Origin of the sequence: Paraburkholderia diazotrophica (assembly GCF_038900755.1) — a bacterium.
Lineage (GTDB): Bacteria > Pseudomonadota > Gammaproteobacteria > Burkholderiales > Burkholderiaceae > Paraburkholderia > Paraburkholderia diazotrophica_A.
The window spans coordinates 168,448-185,499 of the sequence record NZ_JBBPEN010000002.1; the positions used below are offsets into that span (position 1 = coordinate 168,448).

Annotated in this window: 14 protein-coding genes; 7 read left to right on the plus strand and 7 right to left on the minus strand. The window is 63.1% G+C overall.

Features of this window, described 5'->3' with window-relative positions; all coding sequences use genetic code 11:
- Window positions 1-5: 5 nt before the first annotated feature.
- The 7 genes from AABE10_RS06085 to AABE10_RS06115 all read right to left on the minus strand — a co-directional run bounded on the left by AABE10_RS06085 (window position 6) and on the right by AABE10_RS06115 (window position 6,604).
- Entirely contained in the window at window positions 6-815 is an 810-nt protein-coding gene (locus AABE10_RS06085) for a c-type cytochrome (protein ID WP_342932404.1), read from the minus strand.
- Window positions 815-2,437 carry a b(o/a)3-type cytochrome-c oxidase subunit 1 gene (locus tag AABE10_RS06090; RefSeq protein ID WP_342932405.1) on the minus strand — a complete coding sequence of 541 codons (1,623 nt, stop codon included), beginning with the start codon at window positions 2,435-2,437 and terminating at the stop codon, window positions 815-817. The genes AABE10_RS06085 and AABE10_RS06090 overlap by 1 nt, the downstream gene beginning before the upstream one ends.
- Window positions 2,424-2,996: a cytochrome C oxidase subunit II gene (locus tag AABE10_RS06095; RefSeq protein ID WP_342932406.1), complete on the minus strand. Its 573-nt coding sequence runs from the start codon at window positions 2,994-2,996 to the stop codon at window positions 2,424-2,426. Before AABE10_RS06095 ends, AABE10_RS06090 begins: the two co-directional genes overlap by 14 nt.
- Window positions 2,997-2,998: 2 nt before the next feature.
- Window positions 2,999-3,181, minus strand: coding sequence for a hypothetical protein (locus AABE10_RS06100; RefSeq protein ID WP_087734115.1), 183 nt, complete (start codon window positions 3,179-3,181; stop codon window positions 2,999-3,001).
- 43 nt (window positions 3,182-3,224) lie between these two features.
- Complete coding sequence (locus AABE10_RS06105; RefSeq protein ID WP_342932407.1) at window positions 3,225-4,565, minus strand: cytochrome c; 1,341 nt, start codon at window positions 4,563-4,565, stop codon at window positions 3,225-3,227.
- On the minus strand, window positions 4,562-5,284 hold the full coding sequence (locus tag AABE10_RS06110) for a c-type cytochrome (protein ID WP_342932408.1): 723 nt from the start codon (window positions 5,282-5,284) through the stop codon (window positions 4,562-4,564). Before AABE10_RS06110 ends, AABE10_RS06105 begins: the two co-directional genes overlap by 4 nt.
- A 426-nt stretch (window positions 5,285-5,710) precedes the next feature.
- Complete coding sequence (locus tag AABE10_RS06115) at window positions 5,711-6,604, minus strand: LysR family transcriptional regulator (protein WP_342932409.1); 894 nt, start codon at window positions 6,602-6,604, stop codon at window positions 5,711-5,713.
- A 66-nt stretch (window positions 6,605-6,670) separates the two neighbouring features.
- On the opposite strand from AABE10_RS06115, the gene AABE10_RS06120 reads away from it, so the two are divergent.
- The 7 genes from AABE10_RS06120 to AABE10_RS06150 all read left to right on the plus strand — a co-directional run bounded on the left by AABE10_RS06120 (window position 6,671) and on the right by AABE10_RS06150 (window position 16,917).
- Window positions 6,671-8,011, plus strand: a complete 1,341-nt coding sequence (locus tag AABE10_RS06120) for an MFS transporter (RefSeq protein WP_428983286.1) — start codon at window positions 6,671-6,673, stop codon at window positions 8,009-8,011.
- 665 nt (window positions 8,012-8,676) lie between these two features.
- Complete coding sequence (locus AABE10_RS06125; protein ID WP_342933075.1) at window positions 8,677-9,330, plus strand: response regulator transcription factor; 654 nt, start codon at window positions 8,677-8,679, stop codon at window positions 9,328-9,330.
- A 117-nt stretch (window positions 9,331-9,447) separates the two neighbouring features.
- The gene (locus AABE10_RS06130; protein ID WP_342932411.1) at window positions 9,448-10,158 is read left to right on the plus strand and encodes a response regulator transcription factor; all 711 of its coding nucleotides are present in this window, start codon (window positions 9,448-9,450) and stop codon (window positions 10,156-10,158) included.
- Window positions 10,159-10,244: 86 nt separating this feature from the next.
- On the plus strand, window positions 10,245-10,886 hold the full coding sequence (locus AABE10_RS06135; RefSeq protein WP_342932412.1) for a response regulator transcription factor: 642 nt from the start codon (window positions 10,245-10,247) through the stop codon (window positions 10,884-10,886).
- 218 nt (window positions 10,887-11,104) lie between these two features.
- Complete coding sequence (locus AABE10_RS06140; protein ID WP_342932413.1) at window positions 11,105-11,851, plus strand: aquaporin; 747 nt, start codon at window positions 11,105-11,107, stop codon at window positions 11,849-11,851.
- A gap of 115 nt (window positions 11,852-11,966) precedes the next feature.
- Entirely contained in the window at window positions 11,967-16,322 is a 4,356-nt protein-coding gene (locus AABE10_RS06145; RefSeq protein ID WP_428983287.1) for an ATP-binding protein, read from the plus strand.
- 160 nt (window positions 16,323-16,482) lie between these two features.
- Window positions 16,483-16,917, plus strand: a complete 435-nt coding sequence (locus AABE10_RS06150; RefSeq protein WP_342932415.1) for a CHRD domain-containing protein — start codon at window positions 16,483-16,485, stop codon at window positions 16,915-16,917.
- Window positions 16,918-17,052 lie beyond the last annotated feature (135 nt).

A 17,052-nucleotide genomic window follows, 5' to 3' on the forward strand; every position in this document is an offset into this window, starting at 1 on the left:
GGTCCTTAAGGCCGCACTGCGTAATACTTCGCCACGCCGTCGATTTCTTCCGGCGTCATGTTGCGCGCGACGTTACGCATCTGTTCGTTGACGTCGTTATGACGATCGCCGTTGGTGAACGCGCGCAACTGCGCCGCCATATACACCGACGACTGCCCGCCCAGCCACGGCGCGGACCCTTTGCGATCGCGCTCGCCGTGACACGCGGCGCACGGCGCGATGTTGCGCATCGGCGAGCCTTCGTTGACGAGCTTGCGGATGCTCGCGTCTTCGACTGTGCCCTTTTCGACGGCGGGCGGGCGCGGCAGCGTCGAATAGTAGTTCGCGAGATCGTGCAGATCGCGGTCGTTCAGGTGGCGGATGATGGGCGGCATGATCGAGTTCATGCGCTGCCCGCTCTGATAGTCGCGCAACTGCTTGTAGACCACGTCCGCGTATTGCCCCGCGAGCACGGGCGCCGTGACCTGAATCAGGCTCTCCACGCCGTGGCACATCGAGCAGTTCTGCGCGAGTGTTGCGCCGCGCCCGACTGAAACTGCATCGGGACTCGGGCGGCTCAACGGCGGCGCAGGAGGCAGCACGACCACATTGCTCGGCGCCGGGCCCGCGATGTTCCCGTTTTGCGTGTACCACGACGACGGCGCGCCCGCCGCGCTACAGATCGTCGCCCAGAGTCCGCGTTGCGTGAAGTCGGAATGCTTCGACGGCAGCCAGATGAAGCCGATCAGAATCGACACGACAGCAATCACGATCACGCCGCCGACGCTCGACGTGAACCACCGGTTGCTGAAGCTGAATACGCGTTCCTCGCTCATCACCGTGCTCCCACTGCGACGGCCGGCACGGACGTCTGTTGCAAGCCGAGCAACTGCGCGATCGGCACGCTGTAGTTCACGACCGTCAAACCGATCATCAGCGCGACCCACAGGCCGAAGCTGTTCAGCGCGGCCGGCACGCGCTCGACGGGATGCACGGGCGCGCTGAAGCGGAACTGCTTCGGCTGCTCGATCGCGCCGAACTGCGCTTTCGCGAGGATGTAGAGGAACAGCAGACCGGAGATCACGAGTATCAGGCCGCCGAATGCCGACACGGCAACCCAGATTGCTTGCGGCGCAATCGCGGGATTGCTGTAGTCGTAGTAGGCCATCCGGCGCGGCGCGCCGAGCAGGCCGACGTAGTGCCAGGGCAGCGTGACGACCATCATGCCGATGAACCACAGCCATAGTTGCCAGCGGATCAGGTTCAGCGAGCCGATCGCGCGGCCCGTCAGTTGCGGCCACAGTTCGTACGCGATCGCGAAGTACATGATGACGATCGCGCCGCCGAAGATCAGGTGAAAGTGGCCCGTGACCCACTGCGTGTTGTGAATCGTCTCGTTGAGCTGGTAGCTCATGTTGATGAGGCCGCCCGCGCCGCCGAAGCCAAGCATGATGAACGAGAACGCAATGACGAGCATCATCGGGTTGTCCCACGGCAAAGCCTTCAGCCAGCCGAATGCGCCCTTGCCGCCGCGCAGCCGCCCGGCGATTTCCACCGATGCGCAAATCGTGAACACGGTGAGCAGCGTCGGCACCGACACCATGCCCGTGAACACTGCATGAACGAACTTGAAGCCCGCGCCCACTTGCGGATCGGCGAACAGATGGTGAATGCCGATCGGCATTGCGAACACGAGGAACAGGACGAACGACACACGCGCCATCGAATCGCTGTACAGCCGTCCGCCGATCGCGCGCGGCACCAGCGTGTAGTACGCGATATACGACGGAACCAGCCAGAAGTAGACGATCGCGTGCAGTGTCCACGAGAAGAGCACGCGCGCGAGGCCGGCGTCGATGGTCGTCTTGAGGCCGAGCGCGACGGGCAGGATCTGGAAGAGGATTTCGAGCGCCGCGCCGACGGCCGTCCACGCCCACAGGTAGGCGCCCGCGACGTTCGCATACATCGCGAGCGGCACCGGCTTGCCGGGGTTCGCGCGCTTCCAGATGCGCAGGTTGATGCCCATCAGCGCGACCCAGATCCACGAGCCCACGACGACGAGCACGACGCCGAGGTAATAGAACGGGCTGCCGATCATCGGCGGATAGAACGTGAAGAGCACCGATGCCTGGCCGGCCGCGACGGGCACGATCGCCATCACCGCGCCCACCGCGAGCACGATCAGCGCGGCCCATGCCCACTTCAGGCCGACCAGCGCCTGTTGAAGCGCGAGTTCGACGATCGCGTAGCCGAAGCCCATCGCGACCAGCGTGGGCAGCACATAGGCCATCACCGTGCCGTGCGCCGTCACCGAACGGTAGTAAAGCTCCGGGTCGCCGATCCACGGATGCAGCGGACTGCGCACGAGCATCTGCCATGCGCCCAGCAGCAGCGCTACTCCGAACGAGATGAACGCGAGCCAGAAGTGCGCGAGAACGAGTCGCTTAGCGTGAAACACAGCTGAGCCTCCGGTTTTGTTTTGCCTGTTCGAAGAAGGCGGCCTTGTCGATGACCTTCACGTGCGCCCACATCGTCTGATGGCCGAAGCCGCAGAACTCGTGGCACGGCATCAGATGATCGGCGGGTTTGTCAAAGGAGGAGGAAAACGTCGCGACGTAGCCGGGCACGACCATCGTGTTGATGTTCGTGTCGGTGACGAGCAGGCCATGCACGACATCGGCGCTCGTCGTGCGGAAGGTAACGTCGGTGCCGGCGGGCACCAGCAGGCATTGCGGCGTGAACGAGTACTGCTGCGCGATGAAGCGCACGACGACCGAACCGTCGGGCTCGACGGCGCTGCCGAGATTGCTCTCGACGAATTCGCCCGACATCTGCAGCCGCGACGGATCGATGGTCTCGACGCGCGACGGCGGCATCATCGCCCAGTGCAGCCCCGAGTACACGACGAGGACGAGCATGAACACGACGATCGCGATGACGAAGTACGCCCAGCGACGCTCCGAGCGCACGGAGACGGCATGACCGCTGTCTGGAGAATGGGAAGGTTGGGTCGACATGATCAGTGAATGACGCCGCGCGGCAGGAACACGAGAAAGTAGAAGCCGATCCATATCGCGAGGACGACCACGGCGGCGACGCCCGCGACCGCGATCGCGCCGTTCGGTCCTTGCGCGACGATGCGTTCGACTTCGTCGTCCGAAGCGTTGCCGTAGTGGTCGCCGGAGTGATCGTTAGGGTCCATCTGCGAAGTCTCCGAGGACAGGATTGGTGTCAGTGAAGCGGGATCAGCGCAGCGGCGCCTTGCGCAATTCGTTGACCTGTTTCGCCGTCACGGGCTGGCCGTGATTGCCCCAGGCCGTGCGGATGTAGGTGACGACAGCGGCGGCGTCGGCGTCGTTCAGTTCCTGCGCGAACGGCGGCATGCCGTAGGGCTCCGGGTTGCGTCGCGTGCCCGGCGGGAAGCCGCCGTTGAGCACGATGCGGATCGGATTGACGGCCGAATCCATTTCGATCGACTGGTTGCGGGCGAGCGGCGGGTAATGCTGGAGCTTGCCTTCGCCGTTGTCGCCGTGGCACATCGCGCACTTCGTCATGTAGATGTGCTGGCCGGATTCGAACACGGCGGGCTTGACCGTCGCCGATGGGCCCGTCTTGCGGCCCGGGTCGTTGTCGGGCAGCGTCTTCAGATAGACGGCCATCGCCTTCACGTCGTCGTCGGTCATGTATTGCAGGCTGTGGTACGTCACTTCCGCCATCGGGCCATAGACCGCGCCGCGATCGGAGATGCCAGCCTGCAGCAGATCGACGATGTCCTTGATGCTCCAGTCGCCGAGTCCGCCGTCCTTGTCGGACGTGAGCGACGGCGCGTACCAGTTCTGCACCGGGATCAGGCCGCCCGCGAACTGCTCGCTCTTCGACGAGCCGCCGAGCAGATTGATCTTCGTATGGCACATCGTGCAATGGCCGAGTCCTTCGACCAGATAAGCGCCGCGATTCCATTCGACGGAGCGCGTCGGGTTCGGCTGGAACACGCCTTCGCGGAAGTACAGCGAACGCCAGCCGATCAGCAGCTCGCGCTGGTTGAACGGGAAGCGCAGCTCATGCTTGCGGTTCGCCTGATGCACGGGCTCGACCGACTTCAGGTACGCGAAGATCGCATCGGAGTCTTCGCGCGTGACCTTCGTGTATTGCGCGATCGGCATCGCAGGATAGATCAGCTTGCCGTCCGGGCTCTTGCCCGTGCGCATCATCTTGAAGAAATCGTCGGCCGTCCAGTTGCCGATGCCGTACTCGCTGTCGGGGCTGATGTTCGGCGTGAAGAGCGTGCCGAACGGCGTTTCCATCGGGAGGCCACCGCCGAACGTCTTGCCGCGCGGCGCCGTATGACACGCGACGCAATCGCCCGCTCGCGCAAGATACTCGCCGCGCACGACCTGTTCGGGACGCGCTTCGGCGGCTGCGGGCGCGGCTGCACCCGCCGCATATGCAGCGGTGACGAATGGAGATTGCGCAGCGATGGCGGCGAGCGCAAGCGCGGTGCGTGCCAGCAATGACATCGTCGCGCGGCGCGTGAGGCTGGCGGCGCGTTGCATGCGATTCACGGAGCGAGAGGAGAGAGTCTTCATTCCGGTTGGCTCCCACATGCCAATGGCAGCTTGCCGGGCAGTCGCGGCACGGGACGCGGATCGGCGGGCCGTGGCTGGCGCGCGAGCCAGCTCGATACGGCAGTGATGTCCTTGTCGTTCAGTTTGACGGCGATCGAGTGCATGCAGTCGGGCGCGAGCGCGTGGCGCGTGCCTGAGCGCCACGTGCCCATCTGCCCCGCGATATAGCTCGCATGCAGACCGAGCAGTCCGGGGATGCCGGGCTGCTGTCCCGTCAGGCGTTCGCCGTGACACGCGGCGCACGCGGGAATGCCGCGCTTCGCGTCGCCTTGCATGACGAGTTGCTTGCCGTAGTCGAGCGTCGCTTGCGGCAGCGGATTGGTATCGGGATTCGGATACGGCGGCTGGCGATCGGCAAAGTACTGGCTGACCTTGCGCAGATAGTCGTCGGGCAGGAACGCGAGCAGATAGCCCATCGGCGGATACGTGCGGCCGCCGTCGCGGAATGCAGTGAGCTGGTTAAACAGATAGTCCGCAGGCTTGCCGGCGATGCGGGGGAAGTAATCGTTGTTGCGTCCCTGGCCCTGCACGCCGTGACAGGTCGTGCAGGCATGCATTTTTTCGTCCATGGTCGACGGCGGTGGTACGTCGTTCGAGGCCGCAATCGAAGGCCGCGCACTCAACGTGCAAATGGCGCAAATCAGCAACAGGATCGACGAGCCGACGGTTCTGCGATGCACGAGTGGCCTCGTAGGGAAATGGGTTTCTAGATTCGTTGTATGAACACCCTTTGAAGAGGCGGGTCGCTCTCTTCAATACTGCCTGGTCGCCTTGGTCACGTATGTGATCTATGTCAATCGAATGGCTGCTGCTCTTGTTCGTCCGACGCGCGGCGCCGACAGTGTATTCAGGTTCGCAAAAAGTCGCAGAATAGGGGGGCGGCTTTGCCAGGTTTTATGATGTTTTACTAAACGCTGCCTCGCGCGGTGTGAAGCGGCGTTCTCCGCGCATGAACAGGCTTGCCGCAGAACCGACACGCTAGAGCATCACGATGACGCTGACATTGCAACCATCATAGGAGGCAATCCGCGTGCTTTCAACGAATGCCTGAAAGAATGCCGCATGAAATGCGGTCATTGTCCCGATTGCAGACACGACCGTTGCGTTCATGCAAGCAGCCGTGTGAACGCTGCGCGCGCGTTGGCGACCAGTGCGCTCTCGCCGGGGCGCGCCGGCAACAGATGGAATTCGACTGAAGGCAGCGGAGGCAGGCCGATGGTCGCCGGGCACGGCACCATGCCCGAGCCGATCGACGATTCATTCAGACACGAGATGCCGAGACCTGCCTTCAGCGCGAGTTGAAGCCCGGCCATGCCCGACGCCGAATGCGAAACGAGGTAAGGCACGTTGCGTTCGTCGAGCAACCTGACGACGAAGCGCTGCAACTGGCATGTCGCGGGCAGCAGCACCAGATGAAAGGGGGCCGCGAGATGCTGTGGATCGGCATCGGCCGACATCGCCCACAGGAGTTTCTCGCGCCGCACGACGGTGCTCGACGCGCGCGCGTTACCACCCGTGGCGCGCTTCGCACCCGGCGCCATGATGCGCAGCGACAGGCCGATGTCGAACGTAGTGTCGTCTTCGATGCTGCTGTCGATCACCGCGCTCGGCAGCACAGTCACATGCAGACGCAATCGCGGATGCTGTTCGGAGAACATCTTCAGCACGCGCGCGACGTCGTGCGGGCGATAGTAGTCGGTGATCGCGATGCGCAATTCGCCGTCGAGCGAACGGCCCTGCAGGTCTTCGAACGCCGCTTCGCTCATCGCCAGAATGCGGCGTGCGTGGTCGAGCAGTTTCGCGCCCGCCGGCGTCGCGGTGACGCCTTGCTTGCCGCGCAGGAAGAGCGGCTGGCCGGTGCGCTCTTCGAGCTTCTTCAATTGCTCGCTCACTGACGATTGCGACAGGAACACGCGCTCTGCACCCGCCGAGACGCTGCCCGCCTCCGCCACGGCGACGAAGGTACGCAACTGCGCGAGGTCGAATGCACGTTGATTCATGTTTCGGATTCTCCGATGGAAGGCATCTTATTTTCCCGCTTTTCCGATTGGTCGTCCAATCCTACGATGGCCGTCAATGGAACTGATGCGGAGGCAATCGTGGGGCAAGTAGTCGATGCAACGGGGAGTTCAGGCGGCGCGCGCGCCAATCACCGATGGAAGGTGCTCGGCGTCGGCTTTGCGGCGAACGCGAGTTTTTCGGCTGCGTTCTCGGGCATTCCGACGACGGCGATTTTTCTGCGCCACGGCTATCACATCGGCAACGGCGGACTGGGTCTCGTGCTCGGCATGCTGGGTCTTGGGATCGCGGTCAGCGAACTGCCGTGGGGGCTGCTCACCGATCGCTGGGGCGACCGGCGCGTGTTGCTGCTCGGCCTGTTGACGACGGCGGCGGCGCTCGCCGCGATGGCGGGCTTCGTCGTGCCGCGCGGCGCCGATGCACCGGGCATCGTGCCGCTCGCGCTCGGACTGCTCGCCGTCGGGTTGCTCGGCGGAAGCGTCAACGGGTCGAGCGGACGCGCGGTGATGGCGTGGTTTCGCGAAGGCGAGCGCGGACTCGCGATGAGCATCCGGCAAACGGCCGTGCCCACAGGCGGGGGACTCGGCGCGATGATGCTGCCGTCGCTCGCTGCGCACGTTGGATTCGTCGCTGTGTATGGGGTGCTTGCTGCGTTGTGCGCCGTGACGGCGTGGTTCGCATGGCGGTGGCTGCATGAGCCTCCCGTCGCGGTCGCGCGCGCAGCGCATCAAGCGGCCATCGGCGATGAAGGCGCGGCTTCGCGGCCGCAGCCTGTTTCGCCGCTGCGCGACATCGGCGTGTGGCGCGTGGCGTTGGGGATCGGCGTGCTGTGCGTGCCGCAACTCGCCGTCGTCACCTTCGCGACGGTCTTTCTGCACGACTTCGGCCATGCCGGCGTGTTCGCGATAAGCGCGACGATGGCCGCCGTGCAGACGGGTGCGGCTGTCGCGCGCGTCTGGAGCGGCCGATGGACCGACCGGCACGGCAACCGGCGCCAGTACATGCGCGCTTGCAGTGTGCTGACCGCGCTGCTCTTCGCATCGCTTGCGCTGCTCGCAGCGGCTGTGGACGGCAGGCACGGATGGATGACCGTCGCGCTCGCGGTGATGATCGTGCTCGGTGGCGTGAGCGCCTCTGCCTGGCATGGCGTGGCCTATACCGAACTCGCGACGCTCGCGGGGACGCGCCGCGCGGGCACCGCTCTCGCGATGGGCAACACCTGCGCGTTCATGACGCTGTTCGTCACGCCGCTCGCGATTCCTCCGCTGCTCGCGGCGACCTCGTGGCCAGCCGTGTGGGCGATCGCGAGCGTTTGCGCATTGCTTGCGTTGCCGGTGTTTCCGCGCCCCTCGCGTGCTGCGCGATATGGTTCACGTGTCAGGGCATGATCGTCGGATCGCGTTTCTCGGATTTTGTTTTAGGCGTTCAGCCGCGTGCTGAACGCTTTTTTTGTTTTTGCGATTATCGGCTTTTGCGAGATCGATCGAATTAATCTGGTGACTGAAATCCCTTCCGTTGAGTCTGAATTGTCTGTCATGGAAGTCAGATTTATTTTAGAAGTTGGTTTTTATCATTCGCGCTTCTAGGGTCATTTCTCTTTCGGGCGTATATTTGGCGACCGTGAAGACGCGAGTTGCCTATTTTTGAATGTCGGATCCAAGGGCGCCTAGGCGGGACGTTATGAAAGAGGCGCACTAGGCCTTACGGCTCAGTGCGTTAGCTGTGTTCATGCTGCCACTTCCTAACTCCTGTTTTGAAATTTCGGAAAAGGTGCGCTGAAAAAGGATAAACGTAATCGACACGAAATCGTTTGAAGGCGGTAATTCTCAACGAAATTTTCAAAATATCTTTGAATCAGACATTGATTCGGAACTCTCTGATATTCCATTTTTCCAGCGGATGTTTTGATTCTGTTGGTCGGAACATGATTCGTTATATGTCGCAAACGTTGCCGTGAAGCGAGCCCGTTTCGACGTTACTTTGAAAGGGCGTTTCGGCGCTGACAGATATAAACCAATAACAAGGCAAGGCGGCAACAGTGAACCTTCGAATCATGCTGGCAGACGATCACCCGTTTGTTCTGCTCGGTATCCGGGCCACCCTGATGGCGCAAGGAGGCTTCACTGTCGTCGGTGAGGCGACGAGTCCTTCGTCACTCGTGCAATTGATGGAGAAGACGCCATGCGACGTGCTGGTAACGGACCTGACTATGCCCGATTCATCGGGCGAGTCCGACGACGGGCTGCGGCTCATTCGGCGCATTCGCACGCGCTGGCCGGAAGTGCGCATCGTCGTGCTGACGAGCCTGACCAACGCCGCCATCCTCCGCTCGATCATGTCGGACGGCGTGATCGGCATGCTCAACAAGAGCGAATCGATGGACGAACTCGCGTCGGCCATCCGCTCAGCCGGCATGAGTCGCTCGTACGTCAGCCGGTCGATCCTTCAAACCCTCGCGGATGCGAGCGGCGAGCCGCTCGGCATGTCGCCCATGCGCCATCTGTCGCCGCGTCAGGCGGAAGTCATTCGGATGTTCGTGCGCGGCAAGTCGATTTCGGAGATTGCTCGCGAACTCGGGCGCGATGTCAGGACGGTCAGCCGGCAGAAGCGCGACGCGATGGCGAAGCTCGGCGTCAGCAACGACCCTGGACTCTTCGCATTCGTACGTGCATACGGTCTTGTGCAGAGACGTATGACGGATTGCTAACTAATCATCCGGTTCGTCACTTTCAGAGAACGTCTGCGTGCAGTTGAATGTCTGATTCTCGCGGGCATAGCGCCCACCACATCGATACCAAGCCAGAGTACAGGAGGGACCCACGTCGTGAATATCAGAAAGGACGTGACACTGCCGATCCGCACCATCATCGCCGACGATCATCCGCTGGTCTTGCTCGCGATGGAGAACCTGATGTCGGGCTTTCCGAACATCGAGCTGGTTGGCAGAGCAACAGACTCATCCGAACTGTTCGCCGAGGCGCAGCGGGTCGAATGTGATCTCGTCGTCATGGATCTGTATATGCCGGGCGGCACGCATGGCGATGGTGTCGAAATGGTCCGTCAGTTCACGGAGCGTCATCCCGATGTGGTCGTCGTCGTGTTGACCATGGAGGTCGCGGCCGAGGTGCTGCAAAAAGTGATCGGGCTCGGCGTGGGTGCAGTGGTCAGCAAGCGCGATCGTATCGATCTCATTCATGTGGCGATCGTTACAGCGCTGGCGCGCGAATGCTACGTCGGTCCGGCGATTCGTGCGCTGCTGGCCGAAGCCACGCTGTCGCGCCGCATCGACTATGTACGACAGGTTCTATCGAGACGTGAACTCGAAGTGCTGACCCACTACGCGTCGGGACGCGGCGTCACTGAGATCGCGTTGAGGCTCGGGCGGAGCGTCAAGACAATCAGCGCGCAGAAATGCACGGCGATGCGCAAGCTGTCGCTGCAAAGCGATGCTGATCTGTTCAGGTTCGCAGTCGAGCATGGTCTCGTGCCTGGCGACCAGTCAGGCGCTGAAAGACGGATGGCCGCAAGAGCCTGACGCACTGGCATTGCGAACGTGGCAAAGCGACCGTCCGAGGGGAAGCGCGATATGCGACGGCGGTCGACTAACAAGAACACAAAAAGATGGAAGACAAGATTCGCGTCATCGTGGCCGATGACCACGCCTGTGTGCGCGATGGCATCCGGTTTTTGCTCAATCAGATTACGCATGTGTCGATCGTCGGCGAAGCGTCCGATACACAAGGACTCGCTGATTTGCTCGGTTCGCGCGCGTGTGACGTCGTCGTATCGGATATCGGCATGCCGGGTATCGATGGCGAGAGCAATGCGATCCAGTTTCTGAGGCGTCTGTTGTGTCACGCGCCGCAGTTGCCGGTCGTGGTGCTCACCATGATCCATCAGGCGTCTATCCTGGTGGGCTTGCTGCAGCATGGCGTTGCGGCCGTCGTCGACAAGCGCGACATCACATCGTCGCTCGTTCATGCAATCGATGCTGCACTGACTGGGCAGGGCTATCTGTCCGATCACGCCCGCACCGCGATCGCGCAGGCGGGCCCGCCTCAGCCCAGGGTGGGTGTCATAAGTGCGCGTGAGTGGAAAGTGTTCACGATGTACGTAAGCGGCATGACCATCGGCCAGATTGCCGTCAGGCTCAACCGAAGCGCCAAGACAATCAGCACGCAAAAGCGCAACGCGATGCGCAAGTTGGGGCTGGAGACGGAAGCCGACGTCATCGATTACGCCTGCCAAATCGGGCTCACGTGAGCGCATTTCGCGAGCCTTAGGCGGCCTTTGTGTGTTCCACAGATTTTCGGAGTTGTCTGATTCCGCCTTTTTCCGGCTAAGCAAACAATTCTCTGTTGTCCCCGATTCACGGGGGCGTTGCGCCATGCCATTGATTCGCCATGCAAATCAATCGACACCGAGCGCATCAATGAGACTAGCCCGTGCACTTATCGGGTGGCGCAGTTACGGGAGGATGCATGTCAGGGCTGGGGAAGCGGTTGATCGTCGAGGGTGCCGGAACGGCGTGGCTTGTATTCGTGGGTTGCGGCACGGCGGTGCTCAATGCGGGCGCGCAAGGCAGCAGCATGCTGGTCGTGCCGCTGGCATTTGGATTTGCGCTGGCTACGGCGACCTACGTGTTCGGGCGTTTTTCAGGCGCCCACTTCAATCCCGCCGTCACTGTCGGCTTCGTGACGGCCCAGCGTTTTCCCGTTCGCGATCTCGCCCCGTATATTGCCGCGCAGGTTCTCGGCGCGATCGCTGGCGCCGCGTTGCTCGCCTATATCGCGGGCGGCCGGCCCGGCTTCGCGCTTGCGGCTAGCGAGTTTGGCGCCAACGGATACGGCGATCATTCTCCCGCCGACTTTCAATTCCACTCCGCTTTGGCCGTCGAGCTGGCGATGTCTTTCGCGTTCGTCATGGCGCGCATGCTGACGTCAGACGGCAGGGCGGCGAGATTGCTTGGTCCGCTGGTAACAGGCCTGTGGCTGGCCTTGAGCTACATCGTCGCGACACCTGTGACCAACGCGTCGCTCAATCCCGCGCGCTCGACGGGGCCGGCGCTCTTCGTCGGCGATTGGGCGCTCGACCAGTTGTGGCTCTTTTGGGCGGCACCGCTCGCGGGCGGCGTACTCGCAGGCCTGCTGCACTCGTATCTGCTCCGCCATTCGCACGATACACTTGCGCCTTCTTCGCGCGGGGACCGGCACGGCGAGTCGGCGTGAGTGCGCGATCATGCTTTCGTCGTGCGTTTCCATCCGTTCGCTTCCCGGCATCGTATTCGGCGCAACGCTGATCCGTATCTGCCGAGCGCTTCTGAGCAGCCTCGCGTTGTTGTCGATGCTGTGCGGCCAACCGGCGTACGCGGCACCCGGACGCGATCCGCTTGCGTTCCCATCGATGCTGGTTGTCGGCGTGCTCGCAAACGGCTGGTCGCCATTCGAGATGTTTCAGGACGGCAAGCTCACCGGCCTGAGCGTCGACTATCTGAACGCGGTTGTCGGATCGGACACGAAGATCGAGACGAAGGCCTTTTCGGACATGGAGCAATTGCTCGCAGCGGCATGTTCGAACCGGGTCGACGTGGTGATGAGCATCGCTCGCACACCAGAGCGTGAGCATTGCCTGTCGTTCTCGGTGCCTTACTTTCGCGGTTCGACTTCCGCTGTGACGCTAGCCAGCAATGCGCTGGTGCTGTCCGGCCAGACACAGGTCCAAAACGCGCGTGTCGCCGTTGAACGCGGCTTTGCACTCAGCTCGGTGTTGCGTGAGCGATATCCGCACGCCCGGATCGATTCCTTCGCGGACACGTCATCGGCATTACGGGCGATCAAACAGGGCGGCGACGATGTCTACTTCGGCTTTACTCCCGCCGTGCGGCACTACCTTGCCGATCCTGAATTTCGCAGCCTGAGCGTTGCATTCGAGGAAACCGGCCAGTTCAGCGAGATGCGCTTCGCGGTGCCTGTCGCGAGGAGCGGTCTGAGAGACAAGCTGGACAGTGGACTGGCTGCGATGCAACCCGAAGACGAAGCCGCCATTCGGGCGCGCTGGCTCGGCGGCGGCTTCGACGCGCGGCCCGCCTCAACGGTGTCCAATCTCGTACTGAGCCGCGAAGAGCAGGTCTGGCTTCAGGCGCTGCCGCCGTTGTCGGTTGGCTTCGACGGCGACTGGGCCCCATTCAGCACGCTCGACGAAACGGGCAGACCGTCCGGCGTCGCCGCCGACTACCTCGACTATCTGGGCCGCGCGCTTGGCGTCACCTTTCATCGCGCGCCTGCGAAGGACTGGTTCGCGACACTTGCAGACTTCGGCCGCGGCAACGTCGCCGTGCTTGCCACCGCCACGCGCAACGATCCGCGGCTGTCGCGAGCGTCCTTTAGTCAGGCATACGAAACCTATCCGCTCGTCATCGTGGCGCGCGAAAACGAGCCGGCCGCGCGCAGTCTCAGCGATTTCTCGTCGCGCCGTGTGATCGTGTCGGCGCATACCCAGGGTTCGGTGCCGTTTCATCTGTACGGCGTGTCCGCGGCGCGCGTGACCGTTACTGCGAGGCTGGACGAGGCCTTGAAGGCGATTGCCTCAGGCCGCGCCGATGCGCTGGTCGGCAATGTCGCCGAAGTCGATGCCGCGCTCACGCAGCAATACGCTGGCGTGCTGAAGATCGTCGGCACGGTGCGCGAACCGGACGCGGTGGGCTTCGCAGTCCGTCCGGACCTCGCGCCGCTGGCCGGCCTGATAGACCGGGCATTGCTCGCGATGCCCGCCTCGGAACGGCAGCGTATCCGTCAGAAGTGGGTGACGGGCGACGTCCATGCGCAGGGTGCCTGGAGCGTGACTGCGCTGCGACTGTTGCCGGTGCTGATCGGTATCGGCGTCGTGCTGCTGGTGACGCTGCGGGCGTACGTAATGCTGCAGCGTGAAGTCACGCGGCGCGAACGCACGGAGCATGAACTCGAGTCGCAACTGAACTTCCAGCAAACGATGATGGAGATGATGCCGTATCCGTTTGTCGCGAAGGACTTGCGTGGGCGCTACATCGCCGTCAACCGTGCATACGAGGAAGCGACCGGGCTCGGACGCAACGCGGTGATGGCCCGCACGAGCGCCGATGTCCGCGCGTGGGGCGAGGACAACAGCGTGCGTCTCGAACAGCTGACGCATGACGCGCTGGCGAGTGGGATTCCCACGCAGATCGAACTCGAATTCGAAGACCCGGACGGCGATACGCGGCACGGCCTGTTCTGCGTGCGCGTCTGCAACGGAGCCGACGGTACGCCTTCCTGTGTGCTGGGCACGGTCGTCGACATCACCGACATTCGCCGCGCGGAAAGGCTTGCGAGCGAAACGCAGCGGCGTCTGGTCGACGTGACGGCGTCGCTGCCCGCCGTCGTGTTCCAGTTGCGTCGCGGGCTCGATGGCAAATACACGTTCCCCTATGTCGGCGGCGATACGAAGCATCTGCTCGGCTATGACAGCGTGGCCCTGATGCGCACGGGCGCACTCGATTTCGCCACCATCTGCGTGGACGACCGGCCGGTGGTCGTTTCCGAACTGGAACGCTCGGCCGAATTGTCGACGCCTGTGCACCTGGAATTCCGGATCGACGGGCCAACCGAGCAGCGCTGGGTCCGCGCTGAACTCGTGCCGCGCTTCGAGCCATCGGGCGCGACCGTCTGGAGCGGCTATTGGGTGGACGCGAGCATCGAGCGATTGCGAGCCGACGAACTGGCGCACGCGCGCGATTTGGCCGAAGCCGCCTCGCGCGCGAAGGACGACTTCCTCGCGATGATGAGCCACGAAATCCGCACGCCGATGAACGGCGTGCTCGGGCTTGTCGAAGTGCTGGAGCGCACGCGGCTCGAAGCCGATCAGGGCGAAATGCTCCGCATGATTCACGAGTCGGCGGGCGCATTGCTGCAAATTCTCGATGACCTGCTCGACTACTCGAAGATCGAAGCGGGACGGCTGACGATCGAATCGGAGCCGATCGACTTGCGCGATCTCGTCGACACGGCGGTTGGCCTGCTGGCAGGACGCGCGCATGAGAAGGGCCTGAAAGTGCGTGTCGACATCGAGCCTCAGGTGGCGGCGACGCTGCGCGGCGACAGCGTACGTCTGCGACAAATCCTGTTCAATCTGCTCGGGAACGCGATCAAATTCACGCCTCAAGGCGAGGTCGACGTGCGCGTTGTCGTGGCCGAGCAGAGCGAGGCAGGGCAAACAGTCGAGATCACTGTCGACGATACGGGTATCGGCATCGCGCCCGAGGTGCAGGCGCGGCTATTCGAGCCGTTCGTGCAGGCGGAGTCGTCGACGACGCGGCGCTTCGGCGGCACGGGTCTCGGCCTGACCATCTGCCGGAAACTGGTTGCGTTGATGGGCGGCACGCTCACGTTGTCCAGTACGCAGGGCAAAGGCACGCGCATGAAGCTGCGGCTGCTGATGCCGCTCGAAACGGAGCACTACACGGCGGGCGGGTTGCGCGGCAAGCGCGGGATCGTCGCGACTGCCGACGCGGGCGTCGAGCAGGCGCTGATCCACTTCGGCGCGGCGCTCGGTATCGATTTGCGTTGCGCAGATCCGGAGCGCGAGCAACTGAGCGATCCGCGAGCCCTGCAAGACGTGGATCTGATTTTCGTCGACGTTGGCGTCGAAGTGCCCGCAGCCGTCGAGCAGTCGGGCGCGAAGGTCGTCGTCTTGACTGAGAAGCCCAAGCCGACGGGGTATCGGATCGTCGACAACGCAGTGCGCGTGAGCATCAATCCGATCTCGTGGCGCGGCCTGAGCGCGGCGTGCGCCGCCGCGCTGACGGGGCTGTCGCCCGCGCCGGCGCGTGAGCCCGGCGATGCAGAGGCGGGCGTCGTTGCGCCGCCCGATCGGGAAAGCGCGATCGCAAGCGGCCGGCTTGTGCTCGTCGCTGAAGATCATCCCGTGAACCAGGAATTGATCCGCCATCAACTGGCGCTGCTCGGCTTTGCCTGCGATGTCGTCAACGATGGTGCCGAAGCCGTCGAAGCGCTCGGTTCGACACCGTACGGCTTTCTCATTACCGACTGTCACATGCCGCGGATGTCGGGCTACGAACTGGCACGGGCGGTTCGTGAGAAAGAGGCGCTGACGGGCGCGCGGATGCCGATTCTCGGTATCACCGCAAACACCGCGCCGGAAGATCTGCAGGCGTGCCGCGACGCCGGTATGGACGATTGCCTCATCAAGCCGACTCGTCTTGCCACGTTGCGCGACTATCTGAGCCGTTGGTTCGGCGCGGACAACGCGCGTACCGGCGCGCCCAGCGAGACGTCAGGCGTTCCGGTTGCCGACTCGCAACCTGAGAATGCCGACAGCATGACGTTTGTCCCCGTCGATCTCAGCCAGCTGACCCAGGTCTGGGGCAGCGAATCGACGGTGAAGTCGTTGCTCGATGCATTCGTGTCCGCGGTGCGCGACGACATGCGCGCGTTGCCGGCGCTGCTGCATGAGCCGGATGTCGCGAAACTGCGGCAATGGCATCATCGCGTCGCTGGCGCCGTTGGCGTGTTGCAGTATCCGCCGTTGCTTCGCGCGCTCGAACACTATCGTCGGCAGTTGACGATCGCGCCGCCCGAGACGCTGCGCAGCGAAGGCATCGCCCTCGCGCGGATGTGCAATGTGATACTCGACGGCATAGAAGTGCAGGCTGCGCTGCTCACATGACGTCTCATTTCCTCCCGCTTTGCAAGGCTCTACGCTGCAGCGTGTGAGTCATACGCGGTGCTCCGATTTGCACTAGTATGTGCTGGCGCTACGTGCGGCATCGGCGCATCGACAGCCACGCCGATGCGCCGATGCCGCGCGCAAAGACTCGGAGAAAACAATGACTGCAGTTCGAAAGCTGAGCTTGGTAGCTGTGCTGTTGGCGCTGGCGCCGGGGGTTGCGCTTGCGGATACGGTCGAATTGAAGGCTGACCTCGAACCGTCGAGCGAAGTGCCGCCGCGAGTGAGCCACGGCCACGGCGCACTGGACGCCACTTTCGATACGTCGACCAAGACGCTCAAATGGACGGCGACTTACGAGGGCTTGTCGGGTCCTGTGACGATGGCGCATTTCCATGGCCCTGCCCCAGTCGGTCAGAACGCGAAGGTGCAGGTGCCGATCGACAAGAGCGCGTTGGCCAGCCCGATCAAAGGTTCCACCACGCTGACCGAACAGCAGGTCACCGACCTCATGGCGGGCCAGTGGTATTTCAATGTCCACACCGCGCAGAATCCATCGGGTGAAATTCGCGGCCAGCTTCTGCCGGCGAACTGAGCGGACATATTTGCTGGAACCGTTCGCACGTTTCGGCATTCATGCTTTTCTCAAACGGCGCGCGCCCATTTGCGTCGCCCGATAGAACCCACGTCCGGGTTTCCTGCGACGGAAGCGACCCAAAAGCCACGTACC

Coding starts and splice junctions, on each gene's coding strand:
- AABE10_RS06135 (WP_342932412.1), top strand. CDS start 10,245: ATGGAAGACAAGATTCGCGTCATCGTGGCCGATGACCACGCCTGTGTG.
- AABE10_RS06120 (WP_428983286.1), top strand. CDS start 6,671: ATGGCCGTCAATGGAACTGATGCGGAGGCAATCGTGGGGCAAGTAGTC.
- AABE10_RS06125 (WP_342933075.1), top strand. CDS start 8,677: ATGCTGGCAGACGATCACCCGTTTGTTCTGCTCGGTATCCGGGCCACC.
- AABE10_RS06140 (WP_342932413.1), top strand. CDS start 11,105: ATGTCAGGGCTGGGGAAGCGGTTGATCGTCGAGGGTGCCGGAACGGCG.
- AABE10_RS06145 (WP_428983287.1), top strand. CDS start 11,967: ATGCTGTGCGGCCAACCGGCGTACGCGGCACCCGGACGCGATCCGCTT.
- AABE10_RS06100 (WP_087734115.1), bottom strand. CDS start 3,181: ATGGACCCTAACGATCACTCCGGCGACCACTACGGCAACGCTTCGGAC.
- AABE10_RS06115 (WP_342932409.1), bottom strand. CDS start 6,604: ATGAATCAACGTGCATTCGACCTCGCGCAGTTGCGTACCTTCGTCGCC.
- AABE10_RS06085 (WP_342932404.1), bottom strand. CDS start 815: ATGAGCGAGGAACGCGTATTCAGCTTCAGCAACCGGTGGTTCACGTCG.
- AABE10_RS06105 (WP_342932407.1), bottom strand. CDS start 4,565: ATGAAGACTCTCTCCTCTCGCTCCGTGAATCGCATGCAACGCGCCGCC.
- AABE10_RS06150 (WP_342932415.1), top strand. CDS start 16,483: ATGACTGCAGTTCGAAAGCTGAGCTTGGTAGCTGTGCTGTTGGCGCTG.
- AABE10_RS06095 (WP_342932406.1), bottom strand. CDS start 2,996: ATGTCGACCCAACCTTCCCATTCTCCAGACAGCGGTCATGCCGTCTCC.